This is a genomic window from Streptococcus fryi (assembly GCF_053206505.1).
In genome coordinates, this window is record NZ_JBRUGW010000024.1 from 1 (window position 1) to 24,408 (window position 24,408).

Below are 24,408 nucleotides of genomic sequence, written 5' to 3' on the forward strand. Positions count from 1 at the left end.
ATTCCATATGAGGCTTTCTAATGATGGTTTGCTTGCTTTTCATTATAGGTCATATGGGACTTTTTGATACTCAAAAGGCCCTATAATCTCTATGGTGGAGTTACCCACTACAGAAATTATAGAGCCTCAATAATGAGGTAGCTTATGAATAAGGCTACTTCTTTTGTTATTTTCATGTTACAATAGAAGCAGTGACTTGAAAGGTGAGAGGATAACTCATGGATGACACGGTATGGTTTCTATTAAGTATTATCGGAACATTGGCTTTTGCGGTGTCAGGAGCAATGGTGGCGATAGAAGAGGATTTTGATATATTGGGTATATTTACTCTAGGTTTTTTAACAGCCTTTGGAGGTGGAGCTATCCGAAATGTCATGATTGGTCTTCCTATGTCGGCGTTATGGAGTCAAGGGACGGGTTTTTACTATGCGATATTGGCTATCTTAGCGACCATTTTGATGCCAGGAACAGTATCTAGGCCTTGGCAGAGGATAGGTGTTTTTGCGGATGCTTTAGGCTTAGCGGCATTTAGTATTCAGGGTGCCTTGTATGCAAAGCAACTTGGTCAGCCCTTGAGTGCTTTGATTGTTGCAGCCGTTTTGACAGGAGCTGGTGGTGGTATTGTAAGGGATATCCTGGCGGGGCGTAAACCAGGAGTCCTAAGGAGCGAGATATATGCTGGATGGGCTATTTTGGCAGCTATTATTATTCACTTAAGAATTGTCAAAAGTGATGCTGATTATCTGGTTTTGGTCTCTTTAATCACAGGACTTCGTCTGTTAGGGTATAAGAAAAAGTGGCAGTTGCCACATGTTACACATCATAAAGGGGAGAAAAAATGATAAAGTTAATTGCGATTGATCTTGATGGGACATTATTAAACCATAAAAAAGAGTTGCCTTCAGAGAATGTTGAGGCTATTCAAAAAGCTGTTGCTGCTGGTATCAAGGTTGTTCTTTGTACAGGACGCCCTTTACCAGGAACGCGCCCTATTTTTGAACAATTAGGTCTAACAAATGAATATGTGATTGTTAACAATGGTTGTTCAACTTATGCAACAGAGAATTGGAAATTGATTGATGATTTTCATTTGACGGCAGAGGACATTCGATTACTATCAGATGTATCTCGAAAAGAAAAAGGCGTACAATTGACAATTTTTGATGAAAAAGAACATTATTATGTTATTGATGAGGAGCCTTCGGATATCGTTGTTCAGGATGCTAGTCTGGTCTATTTAGAGCCAACATCTATTACAACAGATGATTTGCTAGCTTTAAATGATATTCAGTTCCAAGCGATGTTTTTAGCTGAAGAAAGCCGTTTGGATAGCTTCCAAGAACGTTACGAAGCTGAATTGAGTGAGCGTTTTAGTACTGTCAGAAGTCAACCTATTATTTTTGAAGCGATGCCAAAAGGCGCAACAAAGGCTGCTGCTTTGAAAGCTTTAGCGGATAGACTTGCTATCTCCTCAGATGAAATCATGGCATTGGGGGATGCCAACAACGATATTGAAATGTTAACCTTGGCAGGATATAGTGTTGCTATGGGAAATAGTCCTGAACATATTAAGTCACTTGCTAAATATGTGACAGGTACAAATGACGCTGCTGGTGTTGCTCAAGCTATTTATCAATACGCTCTACATCAGGATTAACAGGTTATTGTTTTTGCTAAAATTGTGATATCAGAAAAACCCTCACTATGCGATGCATTAAGTGAGGGTTTAATATGATTATGCTCTAGTTCTGAAAATCATCGTAATGGTTGTTGGTCTAACTGATAGGCAATAGTGGTAAGTCCATTGCTGCCATTTCTTCAGCAGAAACAGTCATACCATCTGCCACCCAATTTCCAAGGACAGAAACAATAGCATTACTGAAGAAAGAGGTTGCGTAGCTAGATGTTTTTTTACGACGGTAACGCTGGTAGGCTTTAAAGCGTTTGGCTACGGTCGTCATGATAATGGTCTCCAGATGGTGCTGAAAAGCGAGCGTGAGGATTTTAGCCTCTTTTTTAGCTTCTGTGAATAAGTATAACCAAGCTTGATAGGCTTGCGTCTTGAGATTGAAATCTTTTAGTCCTCGAAAAATTCGTCTCGTGACCTTGACTAGAATCCCTTTTAGCATATCTTCTTTTGATTTGTAATTACGATAGAAGGCATTGCGGGATACACCAGCTTTGATCACTAATTCAGAAATCGTGATTTGAGATAAACTCTTTTTTTCCAACAAAAAAAGTAAGGCAGTTTCCAGAGCTTCCTTTGTGAGATGATTTGATTCTTTATTGGATTGGGAAAGATTTTTTAAAGACGCTGGTGATATTGCCATAACAAATCCTCTCTATCTGTGACATCTGATTTTAAAAAGGGGTCATTCCCCTATATTCATGATATAATTTTAAGTGAAATTAGTTTGTTTGTCAAACAAAACTAAATGGTTATTATGGTGTTATGAAGAGAGGAAAACAAATGACTTGGAAAATTGTTGTAGATACAGGGTGTGATTTTAGAGAGTTACCTGATCTGGCTCCTGATACTGAGTTTGTTAAAGTGCCCTTTACTATTCAAATTGGCAACGAAACATTCTTGGATGATTTTAATCTAGATATTGATAAAATGATGGATAGCATGTATGCATCTTCTGTTGCTGCGGGTTCTGCTTGTCCGAGCCCAGATGCCTATCTGGAAGCATACCGTGGTGCTGATAATATTGTTGTTGTAACGATTACTGGCACATTATCTGGTAGTCAGAACAGTGCTCGTCTAGCTAAGGAAATGTACTTAGAAGAGAATCCAAATGCTAACGTTCACTTGATTGATTCGCTTTCTGCTGGAGGTCAGGTTGACTTATTAACCCTCGAAATCAATCGTTTGATTAAAGAAGGGTTAGCTTTTGATGACTTTGTTGCTGCCATTACAGACTATTACGCGAAAACAAAACTGGTATTTGTATTAGCTAAAGTCGATAATCTGGTCAAAAATGGTCGTTTGAGCAAATTGATTGGGACAGTTGTTGGCTTGTTGAATATCAGAATGGTTGGAGAAGCAAGTGAGGATGGCAAACTAGAATTACTTCAAAAGGCGCGTGGTCAGAAAAAAGCTGTTACTTCAACTATTGAAGAGATGATTAAAGCTGGTTACAAGGGTGGTAAGGTTGTCATTACACATCGTAATAATGATAAAATTTGCCAACAGTTAGAAGAGGGCCTTCGTGCTAAATTCCCAGATCTATCCTTTACTACAGTACCAACATCTGGTCTATGTAGCTTTTATGCCGAAGAAGGTGGTATACTGATGGGCTATGAAATTTAAAGAGCCGTACTGTTTTTACTACAGCATAGTTTAACTAGATTGCTAAGCTGTTGATATGAACTTATAAAAAGAGCTAGGCGTTGTACTGCCCTCCTAATCGTTAGATATCTTGTCTAACTTTTGGAATGCAGTTCATTGCCTAGCTCTTTTTACTTTTCACGAATAACTTCTACTTTATAACCATCAGGATCTTTGACGAAATAGTAGTTTGGTGGGTTACCTGGAAGTCCTTTTAAATCAGTGACCTCATAACCAGCCTTGAGATGTTCTTGATGTAAGCCTTCAAGATCTGCGCTACTTAAAGCGATATGAGCAAAGCCATCTCCAATAACATAAGGACCATGATCGTAGTTATAGGTTAATTCTAGCTCGTAATCATCTCCTTCAAGGCTTAAATAAACAATTGTAAATTTATGCTCAGGGAAGTCTTTACGACGTGTCTCTTTAAAGCCGAAAGCCTCTTGGTAGAAGGCGATTGATTTATCAAGATTTTCAACTCTTAAACAAGTGTGAAGCATTTTGCTTGCCATAGGGAACTCCTTTTAAATAATAGTGATGGGTATAAACTAGGGGTATTTCTTAATATTACTGTGCTGTAATGCCATTAGCTTGGTTGTAGGCGTCAATGTTTTGTTTGACGACATTGAGGCGATTTTGCAACTCATTTTTAAGCGTTTCTTTTGTTAAGGCATTAACAGCATTTTGAGCTAGCTCCCAGTTAGGTGTTGATTGTACACTTTCTGCTTGGAGGACTAGTTCTTGAGCTTTGCCTTGATTGTCAAGTTCGGCAGATAAACCGTTAAGTGCCTCTTGTAGTCGGTCTTTTTCTTGTTGGTTGGACACAATATCGATTGCAGCTTGAGCAGTTGCAAGGTTTTCTGCGTTTAGTTCCTTGTCAAGTGTTGCTAAATAATCTTCAGCTAAACGGACATCCTCTGGTTTATCTTCAGCTTTTTCTTCCGGTTTATCTGTATTTTGTGTGACAGTCATTTGTGTGTTAGGATTAACAACTTGATGTTTGTTTCCGAAGAAAACATATAGAAAACCAGCAAGAGATAATACCATAACGGTTAAGATAAAGTAGACAATTTCACTTTTAGACGATTTCATACTTTTTCCTTTTCTAAGTGTTTAAATTGTAGGGCATACTATTCTATTATAGTGTAAATACTGGATTTTTCAAGCATTTATAGCCTAATTCTGAAAAAACCTAAAAATTTCTTCTGTAACCCCTTGTCTATCTTACTGTATTCTTATAAAATGTAGAAGACGGCATTGCTGTTAAATTCTTTAAGTGAGGATACACTTTATGAACTGGCAAGAGATTCTTTTCTCTTTTATTGGTGGCTTAGGGCTATTTCTCTTTAGTATCAAGTATATGGGAGATGGTTTACAACAGGCTGCAGGAGATAAACTGCGCTATTATATTGATAAATATACCAGCAATCCTTTTTACGGAGTCTTAGTGGGGATTATCATTACTGGATTAATCCAATCCAGTTCGGGAGTTACAGCGATTTCTATTGGTCTTGTTTCAGCTGGGTTGTTGACGCTTAGACAGGCTATTGGAATTATAATGGGTGCCAATATTGGTACGACAGTCACATCTTTTTTGATTGGTTTTAAATTGGGTGACTATGGTCTTCCTATTTTGTTTGTTGGTGCTATTTTATTACTTTTTGTTCAAAATCGAAAACTTAACAACATTGGTAAGATTTTGTTTGGTTTAGGAGGAATATTTTTCTCACTTGAACTAATGGGTTCAGCAATGGAGCCTTTGCGTGATGTTAAGGCTATCCATGATTATATGATTACACTAGGTGATAAACCTCTTCAAGGTGTCTTTATAGGAACGTTATTTACAGTATTGATTCAGTCCTCATCGGCTGCCATTGGTATTTTACAAGGGATGTATGCCAGTCAGTTACTAGACTTACAAGGTGCTATTCCGATGATGTTGGGTAGTAATATCGGGACATGTATTACAGCAGTTCTTGCGGCTCTAGGTGCAAGTGTTTCAGCTAAACGAGTTGCTGGTGCCCATGTTCTTTTCAATGTTTTAGGTAGTGTGCTTTTCTTGTTGCTATTGAGTCCTTTTACCAGTTTTGTGGCTTGGTTGGGAAATAGTCTTCACTTGACATCAGAAATGAATATCGCTGTGGCACATGGTATTTTTAACATTACGAATACCATCTTGCTCTTCCCGTTTATCGGTACTTTGGCTTATATTGTGACGACTATGATTCCTGGAGAGGACGAACAAGAAAAATACGAACCTCACTACTTGGATCGCATGCTATTGACACAGTCTCCGTCGTTTGCATTAGGTAACGCCAAAAAAGAATTGATTCACCTTGGCGCTTATGCGACACAAGCATTTGAAGCAGCTTTTAAGTATATTGAAACCAATGACGAAACATATGCTAAAAAAGTACAAAAATATGAGGATGCTGTTAATAATATTGATGAACAGTTAACACACTACTTGATTGATTTATCAAATGAAATTCTAAGTGAGAGCGAGAATGAAGTCTTGGCAGGTATTCTTGATTCGTCTCGTGACCTTGAACGCATTAGTGACCATGCGCTTAATCTTGTTCGTTTGACGGATTATAATATTTCTAAAAATATTTCTTTCTCCAAAGAAGCTCAGAAAGAGTTGGAAGATATTTATACCTCAACACATAGCATCCTATTAGACGCTATGCGTGTGATTATTGATAATGATTTGGTCTTGGTTGGTGAAATGAAGGTCAATCACAAGTACCTCAAAGACCTTGAACGCCGTGTTCGTCGTACCCATATCAAACGTATGAACGAAGGTATTTGTACCCCGATTGCTGGGATTAACTTTATTGATTTGATTACACCAAGTACACGTATTGCAGATCATGCCTTGAATCTAGCTGAAAAAGTAGAATTCAATCAATTATAGATATAAAAAACCTGACTGGTCTAGTTTTCCTGTCAGGTTTTAATTAGGTTGAAGTGTTTTTAAGTACCGTTCAAATGTCTCAGATTTTGCAGTCACAGTGATGTTTTCATTGGTTAGGGGGTGTGTAAAAGAGAGTCTATGGGCGTGTAGCATAAGACGGGGTGCAGGCTTTGTGGCATATAAGGGATCGCCAATAATGGCGTGTTGATGATGTGCTAGATGAACCCTTATTTGATGTGTTCGACCTGTTTTTAATTGGCAGTTGACCAGACAAGATCCTTTAAACTGTTTCAATCGTTTGACAATGGTAATGGCAGTTTGTCCATTCTGGGAATCAACTACCCTTTTACGACGGTCGTGTCTGTGTCGTCCGATCTTATCTTTATAGATGGTTTGTTTGTCAGTAAAATTTCCGCTAGAGAGAGCCCAGTATTCTCTTGAGATAGCCTTGTTTTCTAGTAGTCTATTGAGGATAGGGAGGATAAAGGGGTTTTTAGCAAACATGATTAAACCACTTGTCTCCATATCAAGCCTATGGACAACGTAAGCGGTCTGTTTAATATAAGCAGATACGTGGTTGAGTAAGGCAATCTCCTTTGGTGAGTTACCATGTGTTTTCATTCCCTCTGGTTTGTTGACAATGATGAGATGTTGATCTTCGTAGAGACAGTTAACCAAGCTAGCATTACCCCAAAGGATTTCTTTGTCAGGATACTCTTCGTTAGTGAAGGTTAATGTGACGATGTCTCCTTGCTTGACAAGACTTTGCCAGTTAACTTCTGAATGGTTAATGCTAATGTTTTTCTTGATACGTAAAAAATGCCTAATTTTTCTAGGGATTAACAAATGATGTTCTAGTAAGTCTTTGACAGTAGTATCTGGATAAGGGTTTGAAAAAGTATAAGTGACAACCATGGTATTTCCTTTATTTTGAGGTACTGGATACCATTTTACCGAAAAATCGGTCAAAAAGTAAGTCTTAAGACTGAAAAAAGCGAGTCATTCGGGTCTTTTCTTGAGATGATAAAATCTCCATGCTATAATTATGCTATGGACTTTTTAACATTACTGAAGAAAAAATTTATTCCTAAACAAAAACGATCAAGTTTAGATGATCAGATAGATATAGAAGATCAACAACCGGCTGCTCTTGATTCTGACGAAGAAATGGGTAATGAAGAGCAAGATTATATAGAGTCTCGTTACCAGAGAAGTCAATCGTCATTGGAACACAATCAGACAAATATAGGTAAGTTGCTTGGTCGTCTATCTCTTGATAAGAAACATCCTATTCGCCGTTTTTGGCGAAAATACCATCTGACTAAGATAATCATGATTCTCATCACGACCTTCGTGTTGTTGACATCGATTTATTTGTTTTATTTAGCTAAAACAGCTAAGGTATCTGATTTGCAAGAAGCGTTAAAAGCGACCACAGTCATTTATGATCGTTATGGGGACTATGCTGGTAGCCTTTCTGGACAAAAAGGTACCTATGTTGAGTTAGATGCTATTTCTGATGATTTGGAAAATGCAGTTATTGCGACAGAGGATCGCACTTTTTATGAGAATAATGGTGTCAATCTCAAGCGGATGTTATTAGCTATTGCAACCTTAGGTCGTTCTGGTGGTGGATCAACAATCACACAACAATTGGCAAAAAATGCCTACTTAACACAGGATCAGACGATTAAGCGTAAGGCGCGTGAATTTTTCTTAGCTTTGGAGCTGACCAAAAAATATAGCAAAGATGATATTTTGACCATGTATTTGAATAACGCTTATTTTGGCAATGGTATATGGGGAATTGAGGATGCTAGTCAAAAGTATTTTGGAACAAGGGCTGCTGATTTGACGCTAGATGAAGCTGCAACACTGGCTGGTATGTTGAAAGGTCCTGAGATTTATAATCCGTATTATTCCATTGAAAATGCAACTAATCGTCGTGATACAGTATTACAGGTCATGGTTGATGCAGGAAAGATTACTCAGGAAGTTGCTGATGAGGCCGCAGCGATTGGTTTGGGTAACCGTTTAGCGGATACTTATCAAGGTCGTTCAGATGACTACAAATACCCTTCTTATTTTGATGCGGTTATCAATGAAGCCTTATCGGTTTATGGTATCAGTGAAAAAGATATTGTCAACAGTGGCTACAAAATCTATACTGAACTAGATCAAAATTACCAATCAGGTATGCAAGTCACATTTGATAATGATAGCTTATTCCCTGTCTCTGAATATGATGGTACTCGCTCGCAAGCTGCTAGTGTTGCTCTAGACCCTAAAGACGGTGCTGTTAGAGGATTGGTTGGGCGTGTCAACTCAACTGAAGCCACGTTTCGTAGTTTTAACTATGCCACACAATCGCAGAGAAGCCCCGCATCAACAATTAAACCTTTGGTCGTCTATACTCCGGCTGTATCATCTGGTTGGGATATTGATGTCGACCTACCAAACAGTGTGATGGATTTCCGTGGCTACCAACCTAGCAATTACGGTGGATTTCAATCAGATGTTGTTCCGATGTATCAAGCACTAGCTAATTCGTATAATATCCCTGCAGTCTATGCCTTGGATAAATTGGGTCTGAATCAAGCCTTTGCTTACGGCAAAAAATTTGGGCTAAATTTGAAACAAACTTCAGAAGAACTTGGCGTTGCTTTGGGAGGTGGCGTTGTTACTAATCCCTTAGAAATGGCTCAAGCTTATGCTGTTTTTGCGAATGATGGTATCATGAATAAGGCACATTTGATTACCAGAATTGAAAAAGCTAATGGAGAGGTATTGAAAACTTTTACCCCCTCAGCCAAACGCATTATCAGCAAGGCTACAAGTGATAAGATGACGAGTATGATGTTAGGCACTTTTTCAAATGGGACAGCTATTAACGCTAATGTGTATGGTTATGTTTTGGCAGGAAAGACAGGAACGGCAGAGACGGAGTTTAACCCTAACCTAGCTGGTGATCAGTGGGTTATTGGCTACACGCCAGATGTGGTCATTAGTCAGTGGGTTGGTTTTGACAAGACTGATGAAAATCACTATTTGGTAGACTCGAGTGCAGGTACAGCTTCCTACATTTTCAGTACCTTAGCAAGCCATGTTTTACCTTATACCCCAGGGACACCGTTCACTGTTGAGAATGCTTACGCTCAAAATGGTATTGAAGCTGAATATATCGATCCTACTCTGGTGACTGAATCTCAATCTATCATTGATGGTTTAAGAGAGTCTGCAGAAGAAGCGGTGAAACGCTTAGGTGAGGTTGTTGAAGAAACAGGAGTCGTTGAAAAAGCGCAAAGCCTCTTACAAGATATTGTTAATTATTTCAAATGACACTAGACTTGCGTCAGGCTATAAAAAATGGTATCATTAAAACAATATGGAGGCATTATGGCACTGAAAAAAGCAAGTCTGGCGTGTGTGGATTGTGGGTCTCGTAATTACTCAATAAATGTTAGCAGTAACCCAAAGCCAACACGATTAGAAGTTAATAAATTTTGTAAGCATTGTAAGAAATACACTCTACATAAAGAAACACGATAGGAGGCATTTGTGAAAAAGAAAGGTATTTTTGGTATTTTAAGAGATACAACTTGGCCAACACCAAAACAAGCTTGGCGTGATTACGTATCAATTTTACAATACACAGCATTTTTTGCATTGATTATTTTCTTGTTTGATAGATTTATCTCAGCAGGATTACTTAGTCTCATCAATCGTTTTTAAAAAAGTCAGTAAAAATGTGGCAAGTTCTTGTCACATTTTTTGCTTTTGTGTTATAATGTTGGTGAGCAAGGGCCGGTAGGCTTTTTTATTATGGAAAATCTTCCATGCAATTATCAATTAGTCAAAAGGAGGCTAAAATGTTAGATAGTTTCGATAAAGGTTGGTTTGTGCTACAAACGTATTCAGGTTATGAAAATAAGGTCAAAGAAAATCTCTTGCAACGTGCACAGACTTATAACATGTTAGACAATATTCTTCGTGTTGAAATTCCAACACAGACAGTAAATGTGGAAAAAAATGGTCAGGTCAAAGAAGTTGAAGAAAATCGATTCCCAGGTTACGTCTTGGTTGAGATGGTAATGACGGATGAGGCTTGGTTTGTGGTACGTAACACACCCAACGTTACAGGTTTCGTCGGTTCACATGGTAACCGTTCAAAGCCAACACCGCTTCTTGAAGAAGAAATTCGTGCGATTCTGATCTCTATGGGGCAAACTGTTGATGTCTTTGATACTAATATTAAACCAGGCGATATGGTACAAATCATTGACGGTGCTTTCATGGGTCAAGAGGGTCGTGTTGTTGAAATCGAAAACAACAAGGTTAAGATTATGATTAACATGTTTGGTAGTGAAACAGCTGCTGAGTTGGAGCTATATCAAATTGCCGAGTTGATGTAAGATAACATACTTTGATGAAAATGTCGAAGTCAGGAGTTATATGCGTAATCGTAGTGGTGGTCTAGTATCACCACTTTTTTGTCTCTTAGCAGTCAATTCGTGCCTTTTTGATGAAAACATGCTATAATTAAGGGTAAAATCTAATTTTGGAGAGAAACGTGAGTATAGAAGACTATATACCGACCTTTGCCGTTCAGGCAGTGTATGATTTACGACCAGATAGTTTGAGAAAACATGGGATTCGTGTTGTTTTGGTAGATTTGGATAACACCTTAATTGCGTGGAATAATCCAGATGGTACACCAGAGTTACGGGAATGGCTTGATAGTATGACTGAAGCAGATATGCCTGTGATTGTGGTGTCCAATAATAGTCACGAGCGTGTACAGAGAGCAGTTGAACATTTTCATGTCGATTTTGTGGCGCGTGCTATGAAACCTTTTACGCGTGGAATTGACAAGGCTATTGAGCGTTATGGTTTTGATCGTAGCGAAGTTGTGATGGTTGGTGATCAACTGATGACAGATATTCGTGCAGCACACAGGGCGGGCATTAAGTCGATTTTAGTCAAACCTTTGGTAGCTTCAGATGCTTGGAATACTAAATTTAACCGTTGGCGAGAGCGCCGAGTGATGATGAAGATAAAAGACAAATATGGTCAATTGGAGTATAAGAAGGACATTTAAGTGGAAGAATTAATTTGTATTGGCTGTGGTGTTACTATACAGACAGATGATAAAGATAGTCTTGGCTATACACCTCAATCAGCCTTAGAAAAAGGTCTGGAGATAGGAGCTCTTTATTGTCAACGTTGCTTCAGATTGAGGCATTACAATGATATTACAGATGTTCAGTTGTCTGATGATGATTTCTTAAAACTGTTACACGAGGTTGGCGATAGTGATGCCTTGGTAGTGAATGTTATTGATATTTTTGATTTCAATGGCTCGGTCATTCCAGGTTTATCACGTTTTGTTGCTGGTAATGATGTCTTATTAGTTGGTAATAAAAAAGATATCCTCCCAAAATCAGTCAAGGATGGCAAGGTTACTCAATGGTTGACTGAGCGTGCACATGAGGAAGGACTGCGTCCAGTTGATGTGATACTAACCTCTGCACAGAATAAGCATGCCATTAAAGAATTGATTGACCGCATCGAGCATTTACGTCAAGGTCGAGATGTTTATGTTGTCGGTGTGACAAACGTTGGTAAATCAACACTTATTAATGCCATCATTCAGGAAATTACAGGTGATAAAGATGTGATTACCACTTCTCGTTTTCCAGGAACAACCCTTGATAAGATTGAGATTCCTTTAGATGATGGTAGCTTCATTTACGATACGCCAGGTATCATTCACCGTCACCAGATGGCTCACTACCTCTCAGATAAGTCTCTGAAGCTAGTTAGCCCTAAAAAAGAAATCAAACCCAAAACTTATCAGTTAAACGCCAAACAGACGCTGTTTTTGGGTGGTTTGGCACGCTTTGACTTTGTTTCTGGTGAAAAACAAGGTTTTACAGCTTATTTTGATAACAATTTGACCTTGCATCGTACTAAGTTAGAAGGGGCAGATGCCTTTTATGATAAGCACGTCGGTAGCCTTCTTGTACCACCAAGTGCTAATGAACAAGAAGATTTTCCAGAACTCGTGAAACATGACTTTACCATCAATGGTAAGGTGGACATCGTGTTCTCTGGATTAGGTTGGCTACGTGTCAATGGGGAGGCTAAGGTGTCCGCTTACGCCCCTAAAGGTGTGGCTGTCTTGACACGAAAGGCCCTGATTTAAAAAGTAAAGGAGATATAATGGCATTAACAAGCAAACAAAGAGCTTTTTTAAAGAGTGAAGCTCATAGCCTAAAGCCGATTATCCAAATCGGTAAAAATGGTTTAAATGACCAAATCAAAACAAGTGTTCGTCATGCTCTTGATGCAAGGGAATTAATTAAAGTGACCTTGTTGCAAAATACAGACGAGGACATCCATGACGTCGCAGAGATTTTAGAAGACGAGATTGGTGTTGATACCGTTTTGAAAATTGGCCGTATTTTGATTTTGTACAAAGAGTCATCTCGTAAAGAAAATAGGAAACTATCTGTCAAAGTAAAGGCGATTAGAAGTCAAGGATAGTTGGAGGTATTATGGCGATTGAACTTTTAACCCCATTTACAAAGGTAGAGTTAGAGGTGGAAAGTAAAGATAAGACCCGTAAGCAAGTTGGCATTTTGGGTGGAAATTTCAACCCTATTCATAATGCTCATCTGGTTGTTGCTGATCAGGTTAGACAACAGTTGGGACTTGATGAGGTCTTATTGATGCCTGAATACACCCCCCCTCATGTGGATAAAAAAGAGACCATTGATGAAAAATATCGTTTGAAGATGTTAGAAATGGCTATTGAGGATGTAGAGGGGCTTGGTATTGAAACGATTGAGTTAGAACGCCAAGGGATTAGTTATACTTATGACACGATGTCTCTGTTGATTGAAGCTAATCCTGATGTGGATTATTATTTTATCATTGGTGCAGATATGGTGGATTATTTACCTAAATGGCACCGTATTGATGAACTTATTAACATGGTACAGTTTGTCGGTGTGCAGCGACCACGCTACAAAGTCGGTACCAGTTATCCAGTGATTTGGGTTGATGTGCCTTTGATGGATATTTCATCAAGCATGATTAGGGATTTTATCAAAAAAGGCAGAACGCCTCATTATCTTTTGCCCAAACCGGTGTTAGATTATATTAAGAAGGAAGGTCTATACAAATGACCTATGCACATTTACTAGGGATGGGTAGAGAAGAGCTCTTGGCTAAATTGTCTTTGAAAGTCTCTTCTAGGCGTTTAAGTCACATGATTGGTGTTGAGGAAACGGCTAAACAGCTTGCAGCTCAATATGGTTGTGATATTAGTAAGGCAGGACTTGCAGGGCTTTTGCATGACTATGCCAAGGCTGAATCTGATGAACGTTTTTATCAAGTGATAGACCAGTACAACTTGAATCAGGAGTTGAAAAACTGGGGAAATAATATTTGGCATGGGGTAGTAGGTCGTTATATCATTCAAGAGGAGTTGGGCTTAGAAGATGATGAACTTCTTAGAGCCATTGAAATCCATACTGTTGGAGCTGCTGAGATGACACTGCTTGATAAAATCGTTTATATTGCTGATTATATTGAACCTAGTCGTGATTTTCCTGGAGTGGACGAGGCAAGACGCTTAGCCGTTGTGTCACTTGATGAGGCTGTTGCTTATGCAACTGCTCGAACAATTGCCTATCTAGCAACAAAAGGCTTGCCCATTTATCCCCAAACCCTAGAAACTTACAATGCTTTTGTAAGTTATTTAACATAAAGTGAGGAACTGTGTGAAAGAAGAACAATTATTAGGATTGGTTGTCAAAGCTGCTGATGAGAAGAGAGCTGAAGACATTACCATTTTGGAGTTACAAGAGCTAACAAGTATGACGGATTATTTCGTTATTATGCATGCGAGCAATAGTCGTCAACTCGAAGCTATCGCCGAACATATTCGCGAGCAAGTGAAATTAGCAGGTGGCGATGCTAGTCATGCTGAAGGAGATGCTAAAGGTGGTTGGGTTCTATTGGACCTCAATAGTGTTATCGTTCATATTTTTTCAGAGGACGAGCGCTATCACTACAATCTTGAAAAACTATGGCATGATGCGCCAATTCGTGATACTGGTGATTTCTTATCAGCTTAATGCTCAAGCCCTTAAATTAGCTTGTTCAACAGCTTTTAGGGGCTTTTATGTTACAAATGAAAGGATGCTATATGGCAACTTATGAGACTTTTGCCAAAGTTTATGATGCTATCATGGATGACGGCTTGTATGATAAATGGACAGATTTTAGCCTACGCCATTTTCCAAAGGATAAGACTAAACTGTTAGAATTAGCCTGTGGAACAGGGATTCAATCACTGCGTTTTGCAGAAAAAGGATTTGATGTGACAGGTCTCGATTTGAGTGAAGATATGCTGAATTTAGCTCGTCAACGAGTCAAGGTAGCAGGTCAATCCGTCCACTTTGTGCAAGGTAACATGCTTGATTTATCGACTCTTTCAGGCTTTGATTTGGTGACCTGTTATTCGGATTCCCTATGTTATTTAGCTGATGAAGTTGAGATGGGTGATGTTTTTGAGCAAGTTTATCAGACCTTGAAGCCTGGCGGTACTTTTATTTTCGATGTTCATTCGACCTATCAGACAGATGAGGTTTTTCCTGGCTATTCTTACCACGAAAATGCTGATGATTTTGCAATGGTTTGGGATACTTACGCTGATGCTGCGCCGCATTCAGTTGTTCATGAGTTAACGTTTTTTGTTCAAGAAGACGATGGTCGCTTTACACGTCACGATGAAGTACATGAGGAACGAACTTATGATGTGTTGACCTATGATGTTTTATTGGAACAGGCGGGGTTTGTGGATGTCAAAGTCTATGCAGATTTTGAAGATAAAGCACCTTCAGATACTTCAGCTCGTTGGTTCTTTGTGGCGAGTAAACCATGATTACAGGTATTGTAGCAGAATTTAATCCCTTTCATAATGGTCATAAATACTTACTTGACCAAGTAGATGGTTTAAAAATAGTTGTCATGTCAGGGAATTTTATGCAGCGTGGTGAACCAGCTATCGTGGATAAATGGACAAGGGCTAAAATGGCATTGGCAAATGGTGCAGATATCATTGTTGAATTACCTTTTTTAGCAGCTGTTCAATCAGCTGACTATTTTGCTAAGGGAGCGCTTGACATATTGGCAAAATTGGGTGTTCAGCAACTAGCATTTGGGACTGAAGAGCTTATAGATTATAATAAAATTGGTCAGATATACTGTGAAAAAGAAGAGCAAATGCTGGCTTATCTTGATCAATTACCAGCTGACCTATCCTATCCTCAAAAGACCCAGCTCATGTGGGAAAAATTTACCGGTCTGACCTTTACAGGACAAACACCTAATCATATTCTAGCTTTAGCTTATGCTAAAGCGGCAACACCTTTAGGGATATCGTTATGTCCGATTCAGCGCCAAGGACAAGGTTTTCATTCAGAAGACAAGGATAGGCAATTTGCTTCTGCGACTGCTATCAGGAAACATTCGCTTGACCATGAGTTTATTGCTCAGGTTATTCCTTCTGCCGAGATGTTTGTGTCCTCTCAGCACGTATCATGGGAGGATTATTTCCTTTATCTGAAATATCAACTATTAAGCCATCCAGATTTGACAGCTATCTATCAGGTCAATGCTGAAATGGCCAATCGTTTGAAGGATGCAATAAAACACGTTTCGACTGTCGATGACTTGATTGACCGAGTAGCAACGAAGCGCTATACCAAGGCAAGAGTTCGTCGTTTGTTAACCTATATTTTGGTTAATGCTGTAGAAGCACCCCTACCTCAAACGATTCACGTTTTAGGGTTTAGTGCAGCTGGTCAAGCCTACCTATCATCCATAAAGAAAAGTGTTGATTTAGTGACTAGAATTGGCTCAACGGCGTGGGATGAAGCAACGCAGAAAGCGGACCAAATTTATCAGCTTGGTCACCCAGGCATATCAGAACAAAGCTGGGGGAGATTTCCGATTCAATGATTTTTACAGAACTTCAAAAAAAGTTATAAAAGCGCTTTACAAGATTCTATAATGTGATATAATGACTTTGTAAAAATAAATAGTCGTGGATTGTAACTAAGAATAATTAGGCAAGACTACAAATGGCTGAGCTTTTCTCGGTCTGTTTGTGGTCTTTTTTCTTATTGTCAATCTGAAAAGGAGTTATTATGGCAGTTATTATTGCTTCGGATGCAAATGGCTTGGAATTGAAGACCAGCATTGTAGTGTATTTAAAGGAGAAGGGGCACGAGGTAGTTGATTTGTCCTTTCAAAAGGATCTTGATATTGTTGATGTGACGCTCAAGGTCACACAATATTTGACAGAACATCCAGATGATTTAGCAATTATCGTTGATGATTATGGCGTGACCAGTTTTATGGCAGCTAGCAAAATCAAAGGTATGATTGTGGCAGAAGCTTCTGATGAACGTACTGCTTACATGACACGCGGTCATAATAATTCAAGAATTATAACTCTTGGAGCTGAGTTAGTAGGTCATGGGTTAGGTCAAAAAATTGCAGAAGGTTTTGTGACAGGAACTTATGATGGTGGACGTCATCAGATTCGTGTCGATATGCTCAATAAAATGTGTTAACAGTAAGGAGAAATGAAATGAAAATTGCATTAGGGTGTGACCATATTGTCACAGATACAAAAATAGCAGTGTCGGATTTTTTGAAATCCTTAGGGCATGATGTTTTAGATATGGGTGCTTATGACTTTACCAGAACTCACTATCCTATCTATGGTAAAAAAGTTGGTGAGGCTGTATCCTCTGGTGAGGCTGATTTGGGCGTTTGCTTATGTGGCACAGGAGTAGGTATAAGTAACGCAGTTAATAAAGTTTCTGGTGTTAGAGCAGCCCTCGTGAGAGACTTATCGACAGCAATGTATGCTAAAGAGCAGCTAAATGCTAATGTGATTGCTTTTGGTGGTAAAATTACGGGAGAATTATTGATTTGTGATATCATTGAGGCTTTCTTAAAAGCGGAATACAAACCGACTGAAGCAAATGAGTCCCTGATTAAGAAGATTACTCAACTTGAAACAAGTCATGAAGATCAGAAAGATAGTCATTTCTTTGATGAATTTATCCAAAAATGGAACAAAGGTCTTTACCACGATTAAAATTTTTTATAAAAGCGCTTGCACAAAAGATAAAATGTGCTATAATGGTTTTAGAAATTGAATAAGAGTGGATCGTAACTAAATGACTTAGGCGAGACTGCAAATAAGCTAGGGAGGAGACCTTGGTTTGTTTGTAGTCTTTTTCTGTTCTTATGACAATATAAAAACAGAAAGGAGATTAAGATGTATCGAATAGTACAGTCCCTCAATAATAATGTTGCGCTTGTGAAGAACCAACAAGGTGAACAGGCTGTTGTTATGGGGCTTGGCATTGCCTTCCAAAAGAAAAAGGGTGATATCGTCGTTGAGAGTAAAATTGAAAAAGTATTTCAGCTTAAAAATGACGAATCTAAGGAGAATTTCTTAACCTTGTTAAAAGATGTTCCTTTAGATTTTATTACAGCTACTTATGAAGTCATTGATTATTTGACAACAACATATCAGTTTCCTGTTCAGAGTTACCTTTATGTCACCTTGACGGATCATATATACTTGAGTTATCAATCGTTACTGAAGGGTAATTATCAACATAGTCGCTTACCAGATGTCGGAAAAGAGTATCCCACAGAGCTTCAAATGGCCAGAGAGGCATTGACTTTATTTAGACAGAAAATTTTTGAAGATTTTCCTGAAGATGAAGTTTTAAAAATAGCATTACATTTTATCAATGCCAAAGGTGAAGAAGTTGTTAAGCAGCAAACTTCCTTAAAGCAGACGATTAGCCAATTGATCGAAACGGAACTTAAACAACATCAGATCAAACGGACGAAAGAAAACAGCAATTTCTATGATCGTTTTATGATTCATCAGGCTTATTTTGTGGATCGCTTTGAAAAACAGGTTCAGGATTCCAACCCTTCCTTAGACAGCTTAGCGGTTTATGTGCAAGAACAATATCCACAAGCCAGTGCTATTGTAAAAGCCATTGGTCAAAAAATATCTGAAGAAACAGGATTAGTGATGTCAAAAAGTGAAGCAGTATATATGGCTTTACACATTCAAAGATTGCTATAAATGAAAGGAGAGCAATATGACAAAAGAAGAACTACAAATGTTGGGGTTTGAGATTGTAGCTTATGCAGGAGATGCTCGTTCGAAATTGTTAGAGTCATTAAATGCTGCGCAAGCAGGTGATTATGCTAAAGCTGAAGCTTTGATTCAAGATGCAAATGCATGCATTATTGAGGCTCATAAATCCCAGACGGAATTGTTAGCTAAAGAGGCAAATGGTGATGATTTAGCTTTTAGCGTGACCTTGATGCATGGACAAGATCATCTCATGACAACTTTGTTACTAAAAGATATGATGAAACATATCATTGAATTATACAGAAGAGGAGAAAACTAATATGAAAGCACTTGTTGCACAAATCGAAAAGTGGAGACCATTTTTTGAGAAAATTTCGCGTAATATTTATTTGAGAGCAATTCGTGATGGCTTTATTGCGAGTATGCCAGTCATCTTATTCTCAAGTATTTTCTTGTTAATTGCCTTTGTTCCAAATATTTTCGGATTTTCGTGGTCTGATGAAACTGTTGGAATGATTATGAAACCTTTTGGTTATACGATGGGTATCATAGCTGTTCTAGTTGCCGGAACAACAGCTAAATCGTTAACCGATTCAGTCAACCGACAAATGGAAAGCACTAATCAGATCAACTATCTTTCAACCATGTTGGCTTCAATATGTGGTTTTTTGCTACTAGCTTCAGATCAAATTGAAGGTGGTTTTGGAGCAGGTTTTTTAGGTACAAAAGGCCTTTTGTCAGCTTTCTTAGCAGCTTTTGTTACTGTCAATATTTATAAATTCTTTATCAAAAATAATGTGACAATTCGTATGCCTGAGGAAGTACCACCGAACATTGCGCAAGCCTTCAAGGATATCTTCCCATTTGCAGCCTCAATTTTAAGTTTATATGCCTTAGATATTCTTGTTCGTAGCACGGTTGGTGTAAGTGTTGCAGAGTCTATTTCTAAAGCTTTTGCTCCTCTCTTTAGTGCAGCGGAAGGTTATGTTGGTATTACAATTATCTTTGGTGCTTATGCATTATTCTGGTTTGTAGGGATTCATGGTCCTTCAATCGTAGAGCCTGCTATTGCAGCTATTCTCTATGCAAACGTTGATACTAACTTCGCTCTTTTGAGTGCAGGTGAGCATGCTGATAAAATCATTACTTCAGGAACACAAATGTTCGTCGTTACAATGGGTGGAACAGGGGCAACACTTGTAGTGCCATTCATGTTTATGTGGTTGACTAAGTCAAAACGTAATAGAGCTATCGGAAGAGCTTCTGTTGTGCCAACTTTCTTTGGTGTTAACGAACCGATTTTATTTGGGGCACCTCTGGTCTTAAACCCTATTTTCTTTATTCCTTTTGTTTTTGCACCTATTGCTAACGTTTGGATTTTTAAATTCTTTGTTGAAGTTTTAGGCATGAATAGCTTTATTGCAAACCTTCCTTGGACAACACCAGGGCCATTGGGAATTGTTATGGGAACAGGATTTGCTCCAATGGCATTCCTTTTAGCAGTAACTCTTATTGTTGTGGATGTTGCCATTTACTACCCATTCTTAAAAGTTTATGATGAGCAAATTTTAGCTGAGGAACTTTCTGGACAATTCTCAGAAGATCTAAAAGATAAGGTTGCAGCTAACTTTAATACAGCTAAAGCAGACGCTATTTTAGAAAAAGCAGGTGTTGTAGGAAACTCTGTTACTGAACAGACGAATGTGCTTGTCTTGTGTGCGGGTGGTGGTACCAGTGGTCTTTTGGCAAATGCTCTGAATAAAGCGGCTAAAGAATACGGTGTTCCTGTTTCGGCGGCAGCAGGTAGTTATGGAGCTCATCGTGAAATACTATCCCAATATCAATTAGTTGTTTTAGCACCACAAGTAGCTTCTAATTATGAAGATATCAAAGTGGAAACAGATCAACTAGGCATTAAACTAGCTAAGACTGAAGGCATGCAGTATATCAAACTGACTAGAGATGGTAAAGGTGCTTTAGACTTTGTTAATCAACAATTTATAGATTAAGAGGAAGATGACATGATAAAACGATTGCCTAAGGATTTTATATTCGGAGGAGCTACAGCAGCTTATCAAGCTGAGGGAGCAACCCAAAGCGATGGTAAGGGACGTGTTGCTTGGGATAAATACCTCGAAGACAATTATTGGTACACAGCAGAGCCGGCAAGTGATTTTTATAATCGTTATCCAGTGGATTTAGAATTGTGCCAGCAATTTGGTATTAATGGTATTCGCATCTCAATTGCCTGGTCCCGTATTTTCCCAACAGGTTTTGGTGATGTTAATCCTAAAGGAGTTGATTACTATCACCGTTTATTTGCGGAATGTCATAAACGCGGAGTAGAACCATTTGTTACCTTACATCATTTTGATACACCAGAAGTTCTACATTCTAACGGCGATTTTTTAAATCGTGATAATATTGAACATTTTATCGCTTACGCTAAATTCTGTTTTGAAGAGTTTCCAGAAGTCAATTTTTGGACGACTTTCAATGAAATCGGTCCAATTGGTGATGGTCAGTATCTTGTTGGTAAATTCCCTCCAGGAATTACTTATGATTTAGCTAAGGTGTTTCAGTCACACCATAATATGATGGTTTCGCATGCTAAAGCAGTTTTGGTATACAAAGAAGCAGGCTACTCAGGGGAGATAGGTGTGGTGCACGCTTTACCGACAAAATACCCGCTTGATCCTAATAATCCAGAAGATGTGCGAGCAGCGGAATTAGAAGATATCATTCACAATAAATTCATTTTGGATGCTACGTATCTTGGTAGATATTCAAATGAAACCATGGCAGGTGTTAACCATATTTTATCAGCGAATGGTGGCAAGTTAGAGTTACTTGATGAGGATTTTGAATACTTAGAGGCAGCCAAAGACTTGAATGATTTCTTAGGTATTAACTACTATATGAGTGATTGGATGACTTCATTCAGTGGAGAAACTGAGATTACACATAATGGTAAAGGAGAAAAAGGAGGCTCGAAGTATCAAATCAAGGGCGTAGGGCGTCGTGAATTTGATGTTGATGTTCCTAGGACAGACTGGGACTGGATGATATATCCACAAGGTTTGTATGACCAAATCATGCGGGTTAAAAAGGATTATCCAAACTATAAAAAAATTTATATCACAGAAAATGGACTGGGCTACAAAGATGTTTTTGAAAACAATACGGTTTATGATGATGCACGTATTGATTATGTCAAGCAACATTTAGAAGTGATTTCAGATGCTATTGCAGATGGTGCGATTGTCAAAGGATACTTCATTTGGTCATTGATGGATGTCTTTTCATGGTCAAATGGTTATGAAAAACGTTATGGGCTATTCTATGTTGATTTTGAAACGCAGAAACGTTATCCTAAGAAGAGCGCATACTGGTACAAAGATTTAGCACAGACACAAGAAATTAAGTAGTTTATTTTAAGGGGATTAAGTGTGTATGACTTAGTCTCCTTGTTTTCATATTTGCCAATCTTTCCTGATAAAGCATCATAAAACTTAAAAAACATTTTACCAAAAGCTGTCAAAATGATATAATGAGGTGTTGAAAGTTTGAAAACTTTAAGACATATTAGCATAAAAAATCATCAAAAGGAGAATTCCAATGGGACGTAAATGGGCCAATATTGTGGCTAAAAAAACAGCTAAAGACGGTGCAAACTCAAAAGTGTATGCCAAATTTGGTGTTGAAATCTATGTTGCTGCCAAGCAAGGTGATCCAGATCCAGAATCAAACTCAGCTCTAAAATTTGTTTTGGAACGCGCTAAACAAGCACAAGTACCAAAACATGTCATTGATAAGGCGATTGACAAGGCTAAGGGTAAAACAGATGAGACTTTCGTAGAAGGGCGTTATGAAGGCTTTGGTCCAAATGGTTCAATGTTGATTGTCGATACTTTGACATCAAATGTTAACCGTACAGCAGCTAATGTCCGTACTGCTTTTGGTAAAAACGGTGGTAACATGGGTGCATCTGGTGCGGTATCCTTCATGTTTGATAAAAAAGGTGTCATTGTTTTTGCAGGTGATGATGCAGATAGTATTTTTGAGATATTGTTAGAAGCCGATGTTGAAGTGGATGATGTTGAGGCAGAAGACGGAACGGTTACTGTTTACACAGCTCCTACAGATTTACATAAAGGCTTAGAAGCTCTTCGTGCCGCTGGAGTAACAGACTTCCAAGTGACGGAACTCGAAATGATTCCGCAAAGCGAGGTCACTTTAGAAGGTGACGACCTTGCCACATTTGAGAAGTTGGTAGATGCTTTAGAAAACGATGATGACGTTCAAAAAGTTTACCATAATGTTGCTGATTTTTAAGAGAAAGTATAGGGGAAGAAAGTATGTCATTTTTAGAAGCTATTGCTCCATTTAAGGAAGTATCAGCTGCTGTGGCTGAAGAAAAAATTGCTGCATCAGATAAATTTATCTTGTTTGTTGGTCGTCCATCGTGTCCTTATTGCCAACGTTTTGCGCCTAAATTGAGCAGAGTAGCACAGGCTAACGAGATTGAAGTTCATTTCTTGAACAGTGAAAATGCGAGTGATTTAGCGGGTATTACAGAATTTCGTTCACGTCATCACATCCCAACGGTTCCAGGTTTATTGGTGGCAGATAAAGGGGAAGTTAAAGTTGTTTGTGATTCCTCGTTATCAGAAGAAGCTATTTTAGCTTTTATTGACTAATAGAGAGGTATGGATAAATGAACTGGACGTTTATTCTGTTCTTGATTCCCATGTTTTTAATGATGTTTATGACGCAACGTCAGCAAAAGCAAAAGGCTCAAGAACTGCAAAATAAGATTAATAACCTTCAAAAAGGCGATGAGATTATCACGATTGGCGGTCTTTATGCACTCGTTGATGAGGTGGATTTGGCCAACAAAAAAATTGTACTTGATGTTGATGGGGTTTATCTGACTTATGAATTATATGCTGTGAAAACAGTTGTTTCAAAGTCAGCTGCATCTTCAGTAACTGTTGAGGAATAAATTTCGTTTGCATATTGAACAGACTATGGTGGGATATTTGTTTGACAGACAAGATTCTTGCTGTAGTCTTTTTGTGAGCGTTAGTTTTATAGACTGTCTCAGTAAATATCTTCCTTTTGAACAAGAATAGTAGGCAAATAGCTTTTAATTGTGCTAAAATAGAGATAGTATTCTTTTGACAGTAAGGAAACCATATGTTTAAATTATTCAAAGAAAAATCCAATGAGTTGTTGGATAATATTCCAACTCATATTGGTATTATTATGGATGGGAATGGTCGTTGGGCAAAAAAACGTCTCCAGCCCCGTGTTTTTGGTCACAAAGCTGGGATGGATGCTTTACAAAATGTGACGATAGAGGCATCACGTTTAGGAGTCAAAGTTTTAACTGTTTATGCTTTTTCTACCGAAAATTGGTCTCGTCCAGAAGATGAAGTTTCCTTTATCATGAACTTACCCGTGGAATTTTTTGATAAGTATGTTCCAGAGTTGCACGCAAACAATGTACGTGTTGAGGTTATCGGCTCGCTGGAGAAATTACCAGAAGCGACTCTGAGCGCTTTAAATAAGGCTTGTGAAAGAACAAAAGATAATTCTGGATTAATTTTGAATTTTGCTTTGAATTACGGAGGTAGAGCCGAAATTACAACAGCTGTACAACAAATTGCTCAAAAAGTAGCTACAAAGGCACTTAAACCAGAAGATGTGACGGAGGATCTAATAGCTAATCATTTAATGACTTCTAGCCTGCCTCTTGATTATAGGGAACCAGACTTGATTATTAGAACGAGTGGAGAGTTACGACTCAGTAATTTCTTGCCTTGGCAAGCAGCTTATAGTGAATTTTATTTCACTCCTACACTATGGCCTGATTTTAGAGCTCAAGAATTGAGAGAGGCTATTTCAGATTACAATCAGCGTCATCGTCGTTTTGGAGGAATTTAG

General features: G+C 38.4%; 30 protein-coding genes. 26 read left to right on the forward strand and 4 right to left on the reverse strand.

Annotated features, from left to right (window positions below; genetic code table 11):
- Positions 1–218: 218 nt before the first annotated feature.
- Both ACVRZH_RS07155 and ACVRZH_RS07160 read left to right on the forward strand, forming a co-directional pair.
- The gene (locus ACVRZH_RS07155; RefSeq protein ID WP_447454611.1) at positions 219–842 is read left to right on the forward strand and encodes a trimeric intracellular cation channel family protein; all 624 of its coding nucleotides are present in this window, start codon (positions 219–221) and stop codon (positions 840–842) included.
- Positions 839–1,657 (forward strand): Cof-type HAD-IIB family hydrolase, encoded by an 819-nt coding sequence (locus ACVRZH_RS07160; protein ID WP_447454612.1) that lies wholly within the window; start codon positions 839–841, stop codon positions 1,655–1,657. Before ACVRZH_RS07155 ends, ACVRZH_RS07160 begins: the two co-directional genes overlap by 4 nt.
- Positions 1,658–1,775: 118 nt before the next feature.
- On the opposite strand, the gene ACVRZH_RS07165 is transcribed toward ACVRZH_RS07160, so the two are convergent.
- Positions 1,776–2,330: a TetR/AcrR family transcriptional regulator gene (locus ACVRZH_RS07165; protein ID WP_447454613.1), complete on the reverse strand. Its 555-nt coding sequence runs from the start codon at positions 2,328–2,330 to the stop codon at positions 1,776–1,778.
- Positions 2,331–2,470: 140 nt separating this feature from the next.
- Here ACVRZH_RS07165 and ACVRZH_RS07170 point away from each other — a divergent pair, with 140 nt between their 5' ends.
- Positions 2,471–3,313 carry a DegV family protein gene (locus tag ACVRZH_RS07170; RefSeq protein WP_447454614.1) on the forward strand — a complete coding sequence of 281 codons (843 nt, stop codon included), beginning with the start codon at positions 2,471–2,473 and terminating at the stop codon, positions 3,311–3,313.
- 149 nt (positions 3,314–3,462) lie between these two features.
- Here ACVRZH_RS07170 and gloA read toward each other — a convergent pair whose 3' ends face one another.
- Both gloA and ACVRZH_RS07180 read right to left on the reverse strand, forming a co-directional pair.
- Positions 3,463–3,843 carry a lactoylglutathione lyase gene (gene gloA, locus ACVRZH_RS07175; RefSeq protein ID WP_447454615.1) on the reverse strand — a complete coding sequence of 127 codons (381 nt, stop codon included), beginning with the start codon at positions 3,841–3,843 and terminating at the stop codon, positions 3,463–3,465.
- 55 nt (positions 3,844–3,898) lie between these two features.
- The gene (locus ACVRZH_RS07180; protein ID WP_447454616.1) at positions 3,899–4,423 is read right to left on the reverse strand and encodes a hypothetical protein; all 525 of its coding nucleotides are present in this window, start codon (positions 4,421–4,423) and stop codon (positions 3,899–3,901) included.
- 199 nt (positions 4,424–4,622) lie between these two features.
- Here ACVRZH_RS07180 and ACVRZH_RS07185 point away from each other — a divergent pair, with 199 nt between their 5' ends.
- Positions 4,623–6,248: a Na/Pi cotransporter family protein gene (locus tag ACVRZH_RS07185; RefSeq protein ID WP_447454617.1), complete on the forward strand. Its 1,626-nt coding sequence runs from the start codon at positions 4,623–4,625 to the stop codon at positions 6,246–6,248.
- 39 nt (positions 6,249–6,287) lie between these two features.
- Here ACVRZH_RS07185 and ACVRZH_RS07190 read toward each other — a convergent pair whose 3' ends face one another.
- Positions 6,288–7,163 (reverse strand): RluA family pseudouridine synthase, encoded by an 876-nt coding sequence (locus ACVRZH_RS07190; protein WP_447454618.1) that lies wholly within the window; start codon positions 7,161–7,163, stop codon positions 6,288–6,290.
- A gap of 135 nt (positions 7,164–7,298) precedes the next feature.
- Between ACVRZH_RS07190 and pbp2a the strand changes: the two genes are divergently transcribed.
- The 22 genes from pbp2a to uppS all read left to right on the forward strand — a co-directional run bounded on the left by pbp2a (position 7,299) and on the right by uppS (position 24,408).
- The gene (gene pbp2a, locus ACVRZH_RS07195; RefSeq protein WP_447454619.1) at positions 7,299–9,587 is read left to right on the forward strand and encodes a penicillin-binding protein PBP2A; all 2,289 of its coding nucleotides are present in this window, start codon (positions 7,299–7,301) and stop codon (positions 9,585–9,587) included.
- 57 nt (positions 9,588–9,644) lie between these two features.
- Positions 9,645–9,797 carry a 50S ribosomal protein L33 gene (rpmG, locus tag ACVRZH_RS07200; protein ID WP_447454620.1) on the forward strand — a complete coding sequence of 51 codons (153 nt, stop codon included), beginning with the start codon at positions 9,645–9,647 and terminating at the stop codon, positions 9,795–9,797.
- Between the two features lie 9 nt (positions 9,798–9,806).
- Positions 9,807–9,980, forward strand: coding sequence for a preprotein translocase subunit SecE (gene secE, locus ACVRZH_RS07205; protein ID WP_447454621.1), 174 nt, complete (start codon positions 9,807–9,809; stop codon positions 9,978–9,980).
- Positions 9,981–10,117: 137 nt separating this feature from the next.
- Complete coding sequence (gene nusG / locus ACVRZH_RS07210; protein ID WP_447454622.1) at positions 10,118–10,660, forward strand: transcription termination/antitermination protein NusG; 543 nt, start codon at positions 10,118–10,120, stop codon at positions 10,658–10,660.
- A gap of 158 nt (positions 10,661–10,818) precedes the next feature.
- Positions 10,819–11,346, forward strand: coding sequence for a YqeG family HAD IIIA-type phosphatase (locus ACVRZH_RS07215; RefSeq protein WP_447454623.1), 528 nt, complete (start codon positions 10,819–10,821; stop codon positions 11,344–11,346).
- Entirely contained in the window at positions 11,347–12,453 is a 1,107-nt protein-coding gene (gene yqeH / locus ACVRZH_RS07220) for a ribosome biogenesis GTPase YqeH (RefSeq protein ID WP_447454624.1), read from the forward strand.
- Positions 12,454–12,470: 17 nt separating this feature from the next.
- A complete protein-coding gene (gene yhbY, locus ACVRZH_RS07225; protein ID WP_447454625.1) occupies positions 12,471–12,794 on the forward strand; it encodes a ribosome assembly RNA-binding protein YhbY in 324 nt (107 codons plus the stop codon).
- Positions 12,795–12,805: 11 nt separating this feature from the next.
- A complete protein-coding gene (locus ACVRZH_RS07230; protein WP_447454626.1) occupies positions 12,806–13,438 on the forward strand; it encodes a nicotinate-nucleotide adenylyltransferase in 633 nt (210 codons plus the stop codon).
- Complete coding sequence (gene yqeK, locus ACVRZH_RS07235; RefSeq protein ID WP_447454627.1) at positions 13,435–14,022, forward strand: bis(5'-nucleosyl)-tetraphosphatase (symmetrical) YqeK; 588 nt, start codon at positions 13,435–13,437, stop codon at positions 14,020–14,022. Before ACVRZH_RS07230 ends, yqeK begins: the two co-directional genes overlap by 4 nt.
- Positions 14,023–14,035: 13 nt before the next feature.
- A complete protein-coding gene (gene rsfS, locus ACVRZH_RS07240) occupies positions 14,036–14,392 on the forward strand; it encodes a ribosome silencing factor (protein WP_447454628.1) in 357 nt (118 codons plus the stop codon).
- A gap of 71 nt (positions 14,393–14,463) precedes the next feature.
- Positions 14,464–15,201, forward strand: a complete 738-nt coding sequence (locus ACVRZH_RS07245; RefSeq protein ID WP_447454629.1) for a class I SAM-dependent DNA methyltransferase — start codon at positions 14,464–14,466, stop codon at positions 15,199–15,201.
- Complete coding sequence (locus ACVRZH_RS07250) at positions 15,198–16,280, forward strand: nucleotidyltransferase (protein WP_447454630.1); 1,083 nt, start codon at positions 15,198–15,200, stop codon at positions 16,278–16,280. Before ACVRZH_RS07245 ends, ACVRZH_RS07250 begins: the two co-directional genes overlap by 4 nt.
- Before the next feature lie 188 nt (positions 16,281–16,468).
- On the forward strand, positions 16,469–16,897 hold the full coding sequence (gene lacA / locus ACVRZH_RS07255) for a galactose-6-phosphate isomerase subunit LacA (RefSeq protein ID WP_447454631.1): 429 nt from the start codon (positions 16,469–16,471) through the stop codon (positions 16,895–16,897).
- A 17-nt stretch (positions 16,898–16,914) separates the two neighbouring features.
- Complete coding sequence (gene lacB, locus ACVRZH_RS07260; protein WP_447454632.1) at positions 16,915–17,430, forward strand: galactose-6-phosphate isomerase subunit LacB; 516 nt, start codon at positions 16,915–16,917, stop codon at positions 17,428–17,430.
- A 183-nt stretch (positions 17,431–17,613) separates the two neighbouring features.
- A complete protein-coding gene (locus ACVRZH_RS07265) occupies positions 17,614–18,444 on the forward strand; it encodes a PRD domain-containing protein (RefSeq protein WP_447454633.1) in 831 nt (276 codons plus the stop codon).
- 16 nt (positions 18,445–18,460) lie between these two features.
- Complete coding sequence (locus ACVRZH_RS07270; protein WP_447454634.1) at positions 18,461–18,778, forward strand: PTS lactose/cellobiose transporter subunit IIA; 318 nt, start codon at positions 18,461–18,463, stop codon at positions 18,776–18,778.
- Position 18,779: 1 nt separating this feature from the next.
- A complete protein-coding gene (locus tag ACVRZH_RS07275; RefSeq protein WP_447454635.1) occupies positions 18,780–20,468 on the forward strand; it encodes a lactose-specific PTS transporter subunit EIIC in 1,689 nt (562 codons plus the stop codon).
- 12 nt (positions 20,469–20,480) lie between these two features.
- Positions 20,481–21,887 carry a 6-phospho-beta-galactosidase gene (gene lacG / locus ACVRZH_RS07280; RefSeq protein ID WP_447454636.1) on the forward strand — a complete coding sequence of 469 codons (1,407 nt, stop codon included), beginning with the start codon at positions 20,481–20,483 and terminating at the stop codon, positions 21,885–21,887.
- Between the two features lie 190 nt (positions 21,888–22,077).
- The gene (locus tag ACVRZH_RS07285) at positions 22,078–22,794 is read left to right on the forward strand and encodes a YebC/PmpR family DNA-binding transcriptional regulator (RefSeq protein ID WP_447454637.1); all 717 of its coding nucleotides are present in this window, start codon (positions 22,078–22,080) and stop codon (positions 22,792–22,794) included.
- A 23-nt stretch (positions 22,795–22,817) separates the two neighbouring features.
- On the forward strand, positions 22,818–23,159 hold the full coding sequence (locus tag ACVRZH_RS07290) for a DUF6568 family protein (RefSeq protein ID WP_447454638.1): 342 nt from the start codon (positions 22,818–22,820) through the stop codon (positions 23,157–23,159).
- A 17-nt stretch (positions 23,160–23,176) separates the two neighbouring features.
- Complete coding sequence (gene yajC, locus ACVRZH_RS07295; RefSeq protein ID WP_447454639.1) at positions 23,177–23,464, forward strand: preprotein translocase subunit YajC; 288 nt, start codon at positions 23,177–23,179, stop codon at positions 23,462–23,464.
- A gap of 194 nt (positions 23,465–23,658) precedes the next feature.
- Entirely contained in the window at positions 23,659–24,408 is a 750-nt protein-coding gene (gene uppS, locus ACVRZH_RS07300; protein ID WP_447454640.1) for an undecaprenyl pyrophosphate synthase, read from the forward strand.